15 protein-coding genes are annotated in these 14465 nt (G+C 61.8%); 6 read left to right on the top strand and 9 right to left on the bottom strand.

Going from position 1 to position 14465, the window contains the following annotated elements; all coding sequences use genetic code 11:
* Positions 1 to 15: 15 nt before the first annotated feature.
* From AZF01_RS03700 to AZF01_RS03680, 5 genes are all read right to left on the bottom strand, one after another.
* A complete protein-coding gene (locus AZF01_RS03700; protein WP_024709789.1) occupies positions 16 to 549 on the bottom strand; it encodes a lysozyme inhibitor LprI family protein in 534 nt (177 codons plus the stop codon).
* A gap of 99 nt (positions 550 to 648) precedes the next feature.
* Positions 649 to 1158 carry a lysozyme inhibitor LprI family protein gene (locus tag AZF01_RS03695; protein ID WP_051424156.1) on the bottom strand — a complete coding sequence of 170 codons (510 nt, stop codon included), beginning with the start codon at positions 1156 to 1158 and terminating at the stop codon, positions 649 to 651.
* 78 nt (positions 1159 to 1236) lie between these two features.
* On the bottom strand, positions 1237 to 1902 hold the full coding sequence (locus AZF01_RS03690) for a hemolysin III family protein (protein WP_024709791.1): 666 nt from the start codon (positions 1900 to 1902) through the stop codon (positions 1237 to 1239).
* A 159-nt stretch (positions 1903 to 2061) separates the two neighbouring features.
* The gene (locus AZF01_RS03685; protein WP_024709792.1) at positions 2062 to 2385 is read right to left on the bottom strand and encodes a TraR/DksA C4-type zinc finger protein; all 324 of its coding nucleotides are present in this window, start codon (positions 2383 to 2385) and stop codon (positions 2062 to 2064) included.
* Between the two features lie 37 nt (positions 2386 to 2422).
* Positions 2423 to 2833: a universal stress protein gene (locus tag AZF01_RS03680; RefSeq protein ID WP_024709793.1), complete on the bottom strand. Its 411-nt coding sequence runs from the start codon at positions 2831 to 2833 to the stop codon at positions 2423 to 2425.
* Positions 2834 to 3159: 326 nt separating this feature from the next.
* On the opposite strand from AZF01_RS03680, the gene AZF01_RS03675 reads away from it, so the two are divergent.
* Positions 3160 to 4446 carry an NAD(P)/FAD-dependent oxidoreductase gene (locus tag AZF01_RS03675; RefSeq protein ID WP_024709794.1) on the top strand — a complete coding sequence of 429 codons (1287 nt, stop codon included), beginning with the start codon at positions 3160 to 3162 and terminating at the stop codon, positions 4444 to 4446.
* Positions 4447 to 4491: 45 nt separating this feature from the next.
* On the opposite strand, the gene AZF01_RS03670 is transcribed toward AZF01_RS03675, so the two are convergent.
* Positions 4492 to 4881 (bottom strand): DUF930 domain-containing protein, encoded by a 390-nt coding sequence (locus tag AZF01_RS03670; RefSeq protein WP_024709795.1) that lies wholly within the window; start codon positions 4879 to 4881, stop codon positions 4492 to 4494.
* A gap of 144 nt (positions 4882 to 5025) precedes the next feature.
* Between AZF01_RS03670 and AZF01_RS03665 the strand changes: the two genes are divergently transcribed.
* From AZF01_RS03665 to AZF01_RS03645, 5 genes are all read left to right on the top strand, one after another.
* Positions 5026 to 7140: a S9 family peptidase gene (locus AZF01_RS03665; protein ID WP_024709796.1), complete on the top strand. Its 2115-nt coding sequence runs from the start codon at positions 5026 to 5028 to the stop codon at positions 7138 to 7140.
* Positions 7141 to 7243: 103 nt separating this feature from the next.
* Positions 7244 to 7612 carry a GatB/YqeY domain-containing protein gene (locus AZF01_RS03660; RefSeq protein ID WP_024709797.1) on the top strand — a complete coding sequence of 123 codons (369 nt, stop codon included), beginning with the start codon at positions 7244 to 7246 and terminating at the stop codon, positions 7610 to 7612.
* A gap of 60 nt (positions 7613 to 7672) precedes the next feature.
* Entirely contained in the window at positions 7673 to 8980 is a 1308-nt protein-coding gene (locus AZF01_RS03655) for a DUF2254 domain-containing protein (protein WP_082781086.1), read from the top strand.
* Positions 8981 to 9139: 159 nt separating this feature from the next.
* Positions 9140 to 11473 (top strand): glucose/quinate/shikimate family membrane-bound PQQ-dependent dehydrogenase, encoded by a 2334-nt coding sequence (locus tag AZF01_RS03650; RefSeq protein ID WP_024709635.1) that lies wholly within the window; start codon positions 9140 to 9142, stop codon positions 11471 to 11473.
* A 172-nt stretch (positions 11474 to 11645) separates the two neighbouring features.
* Complete coding sequence (locus tag AZF01_RS03645) at positions 11646 to 12248, top strand: superoxide dismutase (protein ID WP_024709636.1); 603 nt, start codon at positions 11646 to 11648, stop codon at positions 12246 to 12248.
* A 56-nt stretch (positions 12249 to 12304) separates the two neighbouring features.
* Here AZF01_RS03645 and AZF01_RS03640 read toward each other — a convergent pair whose 3' ends face one another.
* From AZF01_RS03640 to AZF01_RS03630, 3 genes are all read right to left on the bottom strand, one after another.
* Positions 12305 to 12934 carry a riboflavin synthase gene (locus tag AZF01_RS03640; RefSeq protein WP_024709637.1) on the bottom strand — a complete coding sequence of 210 codons (630 nt, stop codon included), beginning with the start codon at positions 12932 to 12934 and terminating at the stop codon, positions 12305 to 12307.
* 108 nt (positions 12935 to 13042) lie between these two features.
* Complete coding sequence (locus tag AZF01_RS03635) at positions 13043 to 13387, bottom strand: TfoX/Sxy family protein (RefSeq protein WP_024709638.1); 345 nt, start codon at positions 13385 to 13387, stop codon at positions 13043 to 13045.
* A 4-nt stretch (positions 13388 to 13391) separates the two neighbouring features.
* Positions 13392 to 14276 carry an SDR family oxidoreductase gene (locus AZF01_RS03630; RefSeq protein WP_036238080.1) on the bottom strand — a complete coding sequence of 295 codons (885 nt, stop codon included), beginning with the start codon at positions 14274 to 14276 and terminating at the stop codon, positions 13392 to 13394.
* Between the last annotated feature and the right edge of the window lie 189 nt (positions 14277 to 14465).

Genomic DNA, 14465 nt, shown 5'->3' with positions numbered 1-14465 from the left:
TGAGGGCCGAAAGCGCTATTCGGCGATCATCGCATATTTGAGGAAGAGCGCCTGATCGGCGGTGGTCTGCTGCCTGCAGCCGGCGGCAAGCGTCTTGCCCATCGCCCCGCCCTGGGTCTGACTTTCGACGAAGGCGCATCGCGCATCGCGATATTTTATCCAGTCGCGTTCCATTACGAGCAGCGCTTCGGCGATCGACGAACCGGAGACCCCTTCGTCGAGCTTCTTCGCCTGTTTCATGACGTTCTCGTAGATCGCGTTCAGCTGCTTGTCCCAGAAGGCCGTCTCGTGCGCCGTGCAGCTCACCATGCCGGCGGATGTCTGTCCGAAATCATTGGCGTTGATGCACTTTTCCGTCGAAAGGCCGATGCATTTTTCTCCCGCATCAACCGAACTGGCCTTGGCGAGGCATTGTGCGGTCGCCGCATCGGAATAGATGATATCCTCCGCATGAGCGCCGGGTGCAAGGAGCAGCACCGAAAAGGCAAGAAAGGCCGTCAGGCGCATGAAATCCTCCTGATCCATCTGTTCCGATTTCATCAGGATCATACGACAATTATACGTTGATCGGCAAAACCTGACGCTCCGGGGCCGGAAAGCGCTATTGTCGGCGTTCCTTCACGCGAGCGGTCAAGATTGCAGCCTCGCTCAATAGGTCGGCCAGGAATTGTCCAGATAGATCGCCTGATCCGCGGTCATCTGCAGCAGGCAGCCGGCATAGACCGGTCCGGCGATCGTGCCGCCCTGATACTGGTTGGCCTCGTATTCGCAGGTCGCATCGCGAAAATTGATCCAGATCCTTTGCATGTCGCGAAGACTTTCGGCGAGTTCGCCATTGGCGCGCGGATCGTTCTCGGCCTCTGCATCGGCCGCCTTGGCCCGGGCGAGCAGTTCGCGATAGGTCCGGTTCAGCCATTCATCCCAGAATTTGGTTTCAAGCGCCGCGCATTCCTGCAGGCCGATCGTGGTCGATCCGTAGTCGGAGGCGTTCTGGCAGGCCTCGGCGGAAACGCCCGCGCAGACCCGCATGTCCGCCTCGGTCCCGGCAAGGCTCACGCATTCAGTCACGAGATCGTTGGAATAAACCACTTCCTCATCCGCCAGAGCGGGCGATGCGGACAACAGAGCCGTCACCGCCAGAGCTTTCACAATATGCATGTCTCTCTCCCTGATGCTTTTCGCCGGTCTCGTTGCCAAAGCCGCGACCGGTCGTTTGGGTTCCGCCGTCTGCCGGCGTCAGCCTGCAAGGCTGAAACAGGTCAGCACCGCCGCATAATGCACGGCGGCGGCGGCAACGACAAATCCGTGCCAGATCGCGTTCTGGAACCTGAGCTTCTCCCACACATGGAAAAGCACGCCGGCGGAATAGATCACCCCGCCGATGACGATCAGAATGCTTGTCGCAAGCGGCAGCAGCGGGAAAAGCGGCCGCGCGACGAGGATCCCGCTCCAGCCCATGGCGAGGTAGAGCAGGATCGCCAGACGGTCATAACGGCCGGGCCAGGCCATCTTGAGCGCGATGCCGAGCGCGGCAATGATCCAGACGCCGACGAACAGCGCCATGATCAGCGGATCGCCCATGCCGCGCTGGAGAAAGGGCGTGTAGGTCGCGGCGATCAGGATGAAGATCGAACTGTGATCGAGCCGCTTCCAGATTGCCTTGCTGCGCCCGGCCCTGGGCGGCCAGAGATTGTAGGAAAACGAGATCGACAGCGTCAGCACCAGCCCGGCGGAATAGACGGCGGCGGCGGCGATCTGGGCCGCGCTCGTCCACACCGCGGCGTAGAAGATCAGCACCGTGGCGCCGACAAGCGCCATCACCACGCCGACGCCGTGGACGATGCCGTCGGCAATCAGTTCGGCAAGGTCGTAAGGGCTGCCGCGGCGCGCGAACTGCTTCATTCGGAAAATCGTCTCCGGCGTTTCATCATCAACAAACGAGGATGGGGAACAGGTCCCGGCGAACCCGTTTGCCGCAAGACTAACGCCAAAATGCGACCGGCGAAAGGCCGCATTGCAATGCAACCTTCCGCCGGTCTTCATCCGGTGCAGCGCCAGGCTTCAGTGAAGATCGGCCGCGCAGGTCTTGCAGAAAGGCGTGAAGGGCACGGCTTCCAGCCTTTCCTCGGCAATCGCGTCGCCGCATTTCACGCAGACGCCGAACGTGCCATCCGCAACGCGCTGCAATGCAGCATCGATCGCCTTGATCTCGTCCGAGCCGACATGGCCGAACTCCTCGAGCACCTCGTCGTTTTCGGCTTCCATCGCCCGGTCCTGACTGTCCGGGTTGCGGGTCCGGCCGAGGTCGGTATCGATTTTCTGAAGCCGGGTCAGTATCTCGGCCTTGCGCCCCTCCAACAGGGCCTTGTAGCGCATCGCGTCCATGTTTTCCTCCCTTGTTGCCGTCGGGCGTTCTCAAACGTCAGCGGCGAACGAGAACGGAGCAAGCGGCGTGGCGAACCACGCGGTCGGCCGTCGAGCCGATGAGGTAATTCGAGAAATCGGGCCGATGGGAGGCCACCAGAATGAGGTCGGCCTTGTGGGCCTTGGCCGAAGCCAGGATTTCACGCGCCGGCGGGCCGGTGCGCAACTCGATCTCGGCATCCACCTTGGCGCGGGACCTCAGTTCCTGCAGCTTGTCGCGCGCATCGTCAACGGCGCTGTCCATCAGATCCACCGGCACATCGATCGCCAGATAGGACGGGATTTCCTCGACCACGTGGAGCAGAACGATCTCGCCGGCCGGATCCAGCAATTCGCTGGCCTTGGTCAGAATGTCGAGTCCCCTGTCGAGCACGGAAATGTCGACCGGTACGATGATTTTCTTGAACATTGTTTCCTCCTTTCCCGGTTCCCCCCGTGATTGAGAGGGTACTCGCCTTTCAAGAGCATGACTGGCGACCCGGGTCTACTGGCTGTTGACCCGACAGTCGCGCCGCCGGTCGCCTTCCGCATTGATCAAGGTCAATTTCAGATTTGATAATTGTTAGTTTTATAGCGCAGATCATCGAACGGTGCGACTGAAATATACGCTATTGCGTATCTTCATAGAAATACATATCTATAAGTCAATTGGCACTGACCGGGAGCGGCGGTGACCGGAGGTCCGGGCCTGGCCCGTTTCCGCTTCGCCGGACCTGATCTTTAAGGGAGGAAAACATGGCACATATCGTAGTATTGGGCGCAGGCCTTGGAGGCACCATCGTCGCCTATGAATTGCGCGAGAAGCTCGGCCGCGAACATTCGGTCACCGTCATCAACAAGGGATCCGTCTATTCGTTCGTTCCCTCAAACCCCTGGGTGGCTGTCGGCTGGCGCACCGAGGAGGACGTCCAGGTCGACCTGGCCCCGGTTTTCGCCAAACGCAACATCACGCTGAGGCCCGAGGGCGCGGCGAAACTCCACGCGGCGGAAAACCGGGTGGAACTGACCGATGGCAGCATGGTCGATTATGATTATCTGGTGATCGCCACCGGTCCGGAACTCGCCTTTGACGAGATCGAGGGATTCGGTCCCGGCACGGGCTTTTCACAGTCAGTGTGCGAGACCGGCCATGCGGGAGAGGCAAAGTCCGCCTTTGACGCGCTTGTCGAAAACCCGGGACCGGTCGTCATCGGCGCCGTTCAGGGCGCATCATGCTTCGGCCCGGCCTATGAATTCGCCTTCATCCTCGACAAGGCGCTGCGCGATGCCAGGGTGCGCGACCGGGTGCCGATGACCTTCGTCACGCCTGAACCCTATATCGGCCATCTCGGCCTCGACGGGGTTGGCGACACCAAGGGCCTGATGGAAAGCGAGCTGCGCGCACGCCACATCAAGTGGATCACCAATGCCCGCGTCGATCACATGACCGAAGAAAGCGTCGTGGCCGAAGAGATCGGAGAGGACGGCGCGGTCAAGGAACGTCACGAACTGCCGGCGACGTTCAAGATGATGCTTCCGGCCTTCCGCGGCGTGTCGGCCATTCGCGGCATCGAGGGGCTGACCAATCCGCGCGGCTTCGTCATCATCGACAAGCACCAGCAGAATCCGACCTTTCAAAACATCTTCGCCATTGGCGTCTGCGTCGCGATCGCGCCGACAGGCAAGACCGCCGTTCCCGTCGGCGTGCCGAAGACAGGCTTCATGATCGAATCGATGGCGACCGCCACGGTCGGCAATATCGCCCGCCTGATCGCCGGCGAAAAACCCAATGTCCAGGCCACATGGAACGCCGTTTGCCTGGCCGACTTCGGAGACGGAGGCGTCGCCTTCGTGGCCCAGCCGCAAATTCCGCCGCGCAACGTCAACTGGGCCTCGGAAGGCCGCTGGGTGCATGCGGCGAAGGTCGGCTTCGAGAAATACTTCCTGCGCAAGGTGAGGACGGGCGTCAGCGAACCGTTTTACGAAAAGCTCGCGCTACAGGCGCTGAAGATCGACAAGCTGAAGGCCGTCACCTTCGACTGAGCCTTGAACGCGGCCGCGCGGAATGACCCCGCCGGCCGCTTCTTCTCATGGGTAGAGATAGTTCCGTTCCCATTCGGAGCGCGGAATTTCCGTGCCGATCTCGAAGCTGAAGGCCGTGACGTTCAGCGCGCTGGCATCGGTTACGCAATGATAGCGCAGGTGATACCAGTGCTCGTGAGAGCGAAAGACGGCGCCGTCGGCATCGATCGTGTGTCCCTTCACCTCGGGCGTCGCGAAAGTATAGGCGATCACCTTGTCCGGCGTCATGTCGTCGCGGGCGGCATCGATGCGTGAAAGCGCCTCGACGTCGCAACGCTGCTCCAGCTCCTCCTCGGGCTCGAGGCGCTCAAGTTCAGCGGCGATGCGCTTGTTGAGCGCCAAGGCCTGAGAGCCTGCCATAACCACGAATGCGGCCACAAGAACGGTCCTGAACACGTTTGCTCTCCCGACTGACATGTAACATTATTACCCTTCATATGCACAATCCGGCCGCCGGAAGCAAGTCTTCGGCCATCTGCTTGATGTCGCGTGGCGGCAGCCTTATGTTCCGGCGACCTGACAACAACAAGGCCCGCCATCGTGACCGCGTTCAAGAACCTCCCCGCCCCGCCGAAAGCCAAAGCCAAGCCCGTGACCGACACCCGCCACGGCAAGACCCGCGCCGATGACTATGCCTGGCTGCGCGCTGCAAACTGGCAGGCGATGTTCAAGGACCCATCCATTCTCGAGGCCGATATCCGCGCTCATCTGGAGGCTGAAAACGCCTATATGAAAGCCGCGATGGCCGACACGGAAGCGTTTCAGAAGACGCTGTTTGCGGAAATGCGCGGGCGCATCAAGGAAGACGACAGCTCCGTGCCGATGAAGGATGGCGCCTACGCTTATGGCACTGCCTACCGCACAGGCGGAGAGCAGCCTTATTTCTTCCGTATCCCGCGCGACGGCGACTTGCATGATCCGGACCTGCGCGCGGTTCTTCTGGACGGCGACCGGGAGGGCGAAGGCAAGGCCTATTTCGATCTCGGCGGCTTCTTCCACACCACCGACCACACTCGCGCGCTGTGGAGCTTTGACGACAAGGGATCGGAATTTTACACCATCAAGGTGCGCGACCTTGCCGGCGGCAAAGACCTTGAAGACGTGATCGAGAACACCGGCGGCAGCGGCGTCTGGGCGCCGGACGGCAAGAGCTTTTTCTACACGGAAGTGGATGAGAACCATCGCCCCTCCAAGGTCTATCACCATGTCGTCGGCACGGCGCAAAGCGAGGACCGGCTTGTCTATGAGGAAGCCGATCCGGGCTTTTTCGTCGGCATCGGCGGGTCCTTGCTCGATGATTTCATCTTCATCGATGTCCATGACCACCAGACATCGGAAGTCCACATCATCCCGACCAACGCGCTGGATGCCGCGCCGCAGATAGTCGCAAAGCGCGAGACCATGGTGGAGTACGACGTCACCGAGGGCGGCGACGTGTTCTTCATCCTGACCAATGACGGCGGCGCCAAGGATTTCAAGATCGTAGAAGCGCCCGTTTCCGCTCCGGCCAAGGAAAACTGGAAGGAGATCGTGCCGCATCAGGAAGGCCGGCTGATCCTCTCCCATATGGCCTTTGAAAACCATCTGGTGCGGCTCGAACGCCTCGGCGGCTTGCCGCGCATCGTCATCCGCGATCGCAAAACCGGCGAGGAACACGCCATCGCCTTTGACGAGGAAGCCTATGCGCTCGGTCTTCAGGGCGCGCAGGAGTACGATACGGATACGATCCGCTTTTCCTATTCCTCGATGACCACGCCGAGCCAGCTCTATGACTACAATATGGCGACGCGCGAACGCACACTCTTGAAGACCCAGGAAGTGCCCTCCGGCCACAATCCGGACGACTACGTGACCCGCCGCATTCAGGCAAAGGCGGCAGACGGCGAACTGGTGCCGGTCAGCCTCGTCTACCGCAAGGATACGCCGCTCGACGGCTCCGCCCCCTGCCTGCTTTACGGTTACGGCGCATACGGCATTTCCATTCCGGCATCCTTTTCCACCAATTGCCTGTCGCTGGTCGACCGCGGCTTCATCTATGCCATCGCCCATATTCGCGGCGGCAAGGACAAGGGCTTTGCATGGTACGAAAACGGCAAGATGTTCTCCAAGAAGAACACCTTCTCCGATTTCGTCGCGGCCGCCGATGCGCTGGTGGCGGAGCACTTCACGTCCTACGGCAAGATCGTTGCCGAGGGCGGATCGGCCGGCGGCATGCTGATGGGAGCGGTCGCAAACATGGCGCCGGAAAAATTCTCCGGCATCATCGCCGCCGTGCCCTTCGTCGACGTGCTCACCACCATGCTGGACGACACGCTGCCGCTGACGCCGCCCGAATGGCCGGAATGGGGCAACCCGATCGCCTCTGAAGCGGCCTACGACTACATCGCCAGCTACAGCCCCTACGACAATGTGGCTGCAAAGCCCTACCCCGCCATTCTGGCGCTTGCAGGTCTGACCGATCCGCGGGTGACCTATTGGGAACCGGCAAAGTGGGTGGCGCGGCTGCGCGACTTTACCACAGCCGAAAACCCGATCCTGCTGCGCACCAATATGGATGCCGGCCATGGCGGCGCGTCCGGGCGCTTCCAGCGGCTGGAGGAAATCGCGCTCGAATATGCCTTCGCGCTCAAGGTTTCGGGCAAGGCCGAGGGCTGAAACAGGGACCCTGACAACGACGGCCGGCGTTCTGGTTGCCGGGCGGCCGGCATTGCTGTAATGACCTGTCAATCAAGGATTTCAGGCACGGGCAAACGGCAGGATGACGGGCCATCTGACAGATATAGCCGGTCAATTCCGGGCACGGCTTCGTGACGACCTGAAGGCCGCGATGCAGACGCGCGACAGCCTGACCGTGGGCGTGACCCGTTCCCTGATCGCCGCGATCGACAATGCGCAGGCCGTCAAGCTCGAGAATGCCGGAGAGCCTTACACGCAACGTGCCTTTGGCTCGAACGGAACCGAAACGGCGCGCGGCGAGTTAACCTCAAAGAGCTTGGGGGCCCTGCTGGAAAGGGAGGCTGGCGAGCGCCGGCAGGCAGCCGACATACTTGCCGCTCACGGCCGCGATGAAGAAGCCGAAGTCCTTCGCGCCGAAGCCGAAATCGTTGATCAATACCGACGGGCTTGAAGGCGCCGTCGACCGGCTCCAGACGGGCCGGGCCAAAGCCGCCCAGACAGAAAGAGCGCCATGAAACTTCAACTGTCCCGGCGGTTATGGGTCCTGTCCCAAGTGATGCGGCAATTGTGGTTTGTCGCCGCGATCTACTGCCTTGCGGGAATTGCAACGGCGCTGGTCGGCGTTCTCCTGAACCCCTATATTCCCGAAGGGCTCGGCCGGACGATCGGCGCCGATTCGGTCGGCTCGCTCCTGTCGATCATCGCCTCGAGCATGCTTACGGTGCTGATCTTTTCGCTCAACACCGTGGTTCAGGCCTCCTCGGCGGCTGCCAGCAGCGCCACGCCGCGCGCCGTCGGCACGCTTCTGGAAGACCGCACCGCGCAGGCCGCGCTCTCGACCTTTCTCGGCTCCTTCATTTTCAGCCTCGTCGGCCTGATCGCGCTCAATACCAATCTCTATGGCGCCGGCGGACGGCTTGTGCTGTTCATCGCAACGCTTGCCGTCATCGTTCTGATCATCGGCATATTGCTGCGCTGGATCAACTATCTCGGCCGCCTCGGCAAGATCAGCCGCACCATCGAGCAGGTCGAGGATCAGGCAATCACCTCGATGCGCAACTACCGCGCCGAGCCTTTTCTCGGCGGAAGACGTTTCGACGGTCACATGCCGGGCGGCCTGCAGATGATCGACCCGCCCGAGACGGGCTATCTGCGTTTCATCGACATCGCCGCCCTGGATGCGGTCGCGCGCAAGCTCGATGCCGATATCTACGTGCTGGAACGTCCGGGCGCATTCGTGGCCCCCGGTCGCCATATCGCCGGCATCCGGCTGCCGCAGGACGCCGATGTCGCGGACGAGAGCATGGTCAACGAGGCCGCCCGGGCCTTCACCATCGGTCATGAACGAAACTACACGCAGGATCCGCTCTACGGCGTCACGGTGATGTCGCAGATCGCGCTGCGCGCCCTTTCGCCCGCCGTGAACGATCCCGGCACGGCAATCGACGTGGTCACGCATCTGGTACGCATCATGCAGGCGGGCGAAAGGCCGGATGAAGACCGGGAGCCGCGCTATCCGCATATCCATATGCCGACGATAACGGCGGAGGAGTTCTTCGACGCCGCATTCACCGCCATGGCGCGGGACGGCGCAGGCATGGCCGAAGTGGTCATCCACCTTCTGCACGCGTGTCGCGCGCTCAGCCACGAGGAAATGGCCGGCTTTGCCGAAATGTCGGAGAAGTTCACGACGATGACCTTGGCGCGAGCGCAGGAAACCCTGCGTTTTCAATCGGATATCGAGCGCGTGGAGCGCGCGGCCGGGCGCGTCAATGCGGCATCGCCGGTGACCTTCCGCAAAAACAGTCCGGAACAATAGCGCGCGCGCCCCGTTTTGCGAACAGGCAGCGCCGGCGGATCACCGGCGATTGTTCGTGTATCGCCGGGAGATCGTTGGGGACCTGTTTTTTTTGCGAAGCTTTACCTATTCATTTCAACCAGATCGCCCGGAAAGAGCTCCAGTTTCAGGAGATTTTCCATCATGATCGTGCTCACATCATTGATTTTCGCGCTGATCGGCCTTTATCTGGGCGGCGGCGGAATCTGGCTGATCGTCCTTGGCGGCAGCTGGTTTTATCTGATTGCCGGCGCCGCCTTTCTGGCGACGTCTTTTCTCATTTTCGCGCGCAACCCCCTTGCCTACTGGGTTTACGGGGTCACCATTCTCGTCACCCTCGCCTGGGCGCTGCTCGAGGTCGGACTTGACTGGTGGCAGCTTGGCGCGCGCGGCGGGCTGGTCGTGCTTCTCGGCCTCTGGATGCTCGTGCCATGGGTTCGCCGGCCGATCCTGCGCGACGAATATGGTTTTCCCGAACAGAGACCCGCAGCCCGCGCGGGCGCCTGGCCGCTGGCCGGCGCGGTGACGCTGTCGATCATCGTGGCGGCGGTGTCGCTCTTTACCGATCCGCACGCGGTCAACGGTTCGCTGCCGGGTGTTCGCAACGCCGATGCTTCCGTCACCGAACGTGTTCCCGCCGATGAATGGCATGCCTATGGCCGTTCCGAACGCGGTCAGCGCTATTCGCCGCTCGACCAGATCACGACGGAGAACGTCGGCGACCTTGAGCTTGCCTGGCAGATCCAGACGGGGGACATGAAGGGGCCGAACGACGTTGTCGAGACCACCTACGAGAATACGCCGCTGATGGTGGACGATACGCTCTATGTCTGCACGCCGCATAGCTGGGCGATGGCCTTTGATGCCAAAACGGGTGAACAGAGGTGGAAGTTCGATCCGCAAGTGCCGGTTGACGGCAACCGCCAGCACCAGACCTGCCGCGGTGTTACCTACTTCGCCGATCCGGACATTGCCGAGGGCGAGCGTTGCAAGAACCGCGTCTACCTGCCGACGGCGGATGCCCGCCTGATCGCGCTCAATGCCGCGGACGGCACGATCTGCGAGGATTTCGCCGAAAACGGCACGCTGCATCTTGAAACAAACATGCCCTACAAGACTCAAGGGTACTATTATTCCACCTCGGCGCCGCTCGCCATTGCCGGCAAGATCATCGTCGGCGGGGCGGTCAACGACAATTACTCCACCCAGAGCCCGTCCGGCGTGATCCGCGCCTATGACATCGACACCGGCGAACTGATCTGGAATTTCGACACCGGCAATCCGGACAAGACCGAACCGCTCGGCCCGGACGAGACCTATACGAAGAATTCGCCGAACAGCTGGACGGTGATGTCCGGCGACAGCGATCTGGGCCTGGTTTATGTGCCCTTCGGCAATCGCGTTCCCGACCAGATCGGCCTCAACCGCTCGCCCTCGGAAGAGAAATACTCCTCTTCGGTGACTGCGCTCGATGTCGAGACCGGCGAGCCGGTCTGGGTGTTCCAGGGCGTCCACCACGATCTGTGGGACATGGATGCGCCGGCCCAGCCGCCGCTTCTCGATCTCACCATTGACGGAGAGACCGTGCCGGCGCTGGTGATGCCGACCAAGCAGGGCGAGGTTTTCGTGCTGAACCGCGAGACCGGCGAGCCGATCCTGCCGGTGACCGAAGTTGCAGCTCCCCAGGAAGGCGGTCTTGAAGGCGAGAACCTGTCGCCGACCCAGCCTGTCTCCGCCCTTTCCTTCAACCCGCCGAAATTGACGGGCAAGGATATGTGGGGCGCCTCGCTGCTCGACCAGCTCGCCTGCCGGATCAAGCTGAAGCAGTACAACTACGAGGGCCGCTACACGCCGCCGTCGCTCAACGGCACGATTGTCTATCCCGGTAATTTCGGCACGCTGAACTGGGGGTCTGTCGCCGTCGACCCGGAGCGTCAGGTGATGTTCGCCATGCCGGTCTACATGGCCTACACCTCCACGCTGGTGCCGAAAACGGAGCCGGGCGCGCCGACACAGGGCATCAACTCCAACAATGGCTCGCCCTATGCCGTCGCCTTCTCCACGCTGCTCGGCCCGCTTGGCGTGCCCTGCCAGGCGCCGCCATGGGGTTATGTCGCCGGCGCGGATCTGACGACCGGCGAAATCGTCTGGAAACACAAGAACGGCACGATCCAGGACATGAACCCGCTCGGTCTGAAGATCAGGATGGGGGTGCCCGGCATTGGCGGCCCGATCATCACCAAGGGCGGCGTCGCCTTCCTCGGTGCTGCTATGGACAACTACCTCCGCGGCTATGACCTGACGACCGGAAAACAGCTCTGGGAAGCCCGCCTTCCCGCCGGCGGGCAGGCGACGCCGATGACCTACGAGACCTCCGACGGCACGCAATATGTGCTGATCGTGGCCGGCGGTCACGGCTCTGTCGGCACAGAGACGGGCGACTACATCCTCGCCTACAAACTGCCGGAGGGATAGGATAGGCCTCCCGAGGGGCCGGCCCACGGGAAAGGGCGTACCGGAACGCATCCGAGCGCCCTTTCTTTCCGGTAGCGCGCCGGGATATTTCCTGGCTTACCGGTTGCCCTTCTCCAAAGGGCTTACTATGTAACTCGCAAGCGTCAATTTATTACAAAGAGGAGTACCAGACATGGCTTTTGAACTTCCGGAACTGCCTTACGCCTACGACGCGCTCGCCCCCTACATGTCGGCCGAGACGCTTGAATTTCACCATGACAAGCACCACAACACCTATGTGACCACCGGCAACAAGCTGGCGGAAGAAGCCGGTCTCGGCAATCTTCCGGTGGAAGAAGTGATGGTCAAGGCATACGGTTCCAACCAGCCGCTCTTCAACAACGCCGCACAGCACTTCAACCACATGCATTTCTGGAAGTGGATGAAGAAGGACGGCGGCGGCACCAAGCTGCCGGGCGCGCTCGAAAGCGCGATCTCGTCCGATCTCGGCGGCTATGACAAGTTCAAGGCCGATTTCATCGCCGCAGGCGTCGGCCAGTTCGGTTCAGGCTGGGCGTGGCTCGCCGTCAAGGACGGCAAGCTCGAGATCATGAAGACCCCGAACGGCGAAAACCCGGTCGTTCATGGCGCGAAGCCGATCCTCGGCGTCGACGTGTGGGAGCATTCCTACTACATCGACTACCGCAACGCGCGCCCGAAATATCTGGAAGCCTTCGTCGACAGCCTCATCAACTGGGACTATGTCCTGGAACTCTACGAAGGCGCCACGAAATAAGGTTCAGTCCTTGACGGAATGCGAAAGCCCGGTCCTTGCGCCGGGCTTTTTGCTGCTCAGGCCTTGCCGGCAAGGCCCGGCAGCACCCGCGCCATCGTGCGTTCGATCACGTCCACCATCACCATCGTCTGATGGTCGACCTCGATGTTGAGGCGGTCGCCCGGCCTGTAGCGGGAAAAGGTCGTCTGTCGCAACGTCTCGGGAATCAAGTTGATCGTGAACAGGTTGTCCTCCACGTCGGCAACGGTCAGGCTGCAGCCATTGACCGCCAGGTAGCCGCGCGGAAAGATGTATTTCGCCCAGTCCTGCGGCACGCGGAAGCGGATGAAGGCCTTTTCCTCGGCCGTCGAAATCTCTTCCAGAACCGCCGTGGTCGCCACGTGGCCGGCGATCGCGTGCCCGCCGTTCTCGTCCGTCATTTTCGCCGAGCGCTCGACATTGACAGACTGACCCGCCTCAAGGTTCCCAAGATTGGTGCGCTCCAGCGTCGCGTTCATCGCATCGAAGGTGACGTTCCCGCCGTCAATCCCGGTGACCGAAAGGCAGGTGCCCTCGATATTGACGCTGGCGCCGAGCTTCAGATCGACCAGCAGCCTGTCAGTAAAGGCAACGGTGAAGGTCTTGCCGCCCGGATAGGCGGCGATATCCGCAAGCGGACGGACGGCCTGGACGATGCCGGTATACATGGGGAGAGCCTCCTGTCGGCGATTGGCGTCAGCGATGGCGGCAATATGGTCGGCGGGGACGGCGAAGACAAGCCTCGCTCCGGACACACACAGTCCACCGAAGACGTCCTACGGTTTCGGCGGCAGTGAAAAGGCATTCTCCAGCGCGATCGACACCCATTCGTCGAACACCGGATCCGGACAGTCGTCGGCATCGAGATAGTAGAAGCCGGTCATCTTCCGGCCGCCATGAACCATCGGCTGCGGATGGCCCAGACGCGCGGCGGCCTCGGCATTGCCTTTTCCGACGCGAAAGAGAAAGCGCCTCTCGCCGGCCTTGCTGCGGCTTGCGGCGGCGACCATGTGGCCGTTGACGAGGAAGCAGAGCCCGCCGAACATCTTCTTCTCGCTCACGCCTTCAAGGCCCTCCAGCCGGTGGCGCAGCCGCGCCGCCAGTTCCTCGTCAATTGCCACGGTCTCAGTCTTTCAGGTTCTTCGGCGTGCCCGACAGAAAATCGATGAAGGCGTGGTAGTAATCGGGATGCCAGCGCGACAGCGGCGGACGGTTCTCGACGATATCGCCCATCGCCCACATCATCCGTTTTTCGTCCGTCTCGCGGTCAACCTCGCCGTCCGGGCAGAGAATGTAGAAATCGCCGGCCGCTAGACGCTGCAGCATGAAATCGACCGTCTGCTCCGGCGTCCATGCCCCCTCCGGCTTTTCCGTGCGGCCGCCCGCCGTCAGCGGGGTGAAGACGAAGCCCGGGATCAGGAGACGGGCCTCGACCTTGCAGTTCTCCCGGTTCCTCAGATCATGCTGCAGCGCTTCGGTGAAGGCCTTCACGCCGGCTTTCGAGACATTATAGGCCGGGTTGCCGGGTGGCGTGGTGATGCCCTGTTTTGAGCCGGTATTGATGATCAGCGCCGGTTCGCCATGGGCGATCATGCCGGGCGTGAAGATGCGCGTGCCGTTGATCACACCCAGAAGATTGACGTCGATGATCCGGTCCCAGGGCATCTGCTTGCCGAGAATATCGGTCGCCGGCTGGATGCCGGCATTGTTCATCAGCACGTGCACCTTGCCGAAGGCCTGGACGGCGGCGCATTCGAGTTCTTCCAGGGCCGAAAGGTCGGAGACATCGGCGGCCTGCGCCAGCGCCTTCACGCCCTTCTTCTCGGCGAGGGCCGCCAGTTCCGCGCCCGCTGCCTTCAGCTTCTCGCTCTTCATGTCGGCGATCATCACATTCATGCCGAGGCCGATGAAGGCCTTGGCAGCGGCAAAACCGATGCCCGAGGCGCCGCCGGTGATGACGGCGGAATTGCCCTCCTCAAGAGCAGGATGCAACGCTTTCTTCTGGCTCATGGCCTTCCTCCCATTGTCGTCAGACGGTCTTTGCCGCCGCCGGGCCAAGGTCGCCTCGCGGAAACACCCGGCCCTTTTCATTCGCGCATGCAGGCTTCGGCGAAGCACGCGCATGTCCTTGACCGACTGTTTTCGAGTTGCACTGCCCTGTCAATCTGCAAATTGGCCCGAGGGAGGACGGAAAGTCAT

It is taken from the genome of Martelella sp. AD-3 (assembly GCF_001578105.1).
GTDB lineage: Bacteria > Pseudomonadota > Alphaproteobacteria > Rhizobiales > Rhizobiaceae > Martelella.
This window is presented reverse-complemented; position numbering and strand designations above follow the sequence as displayed.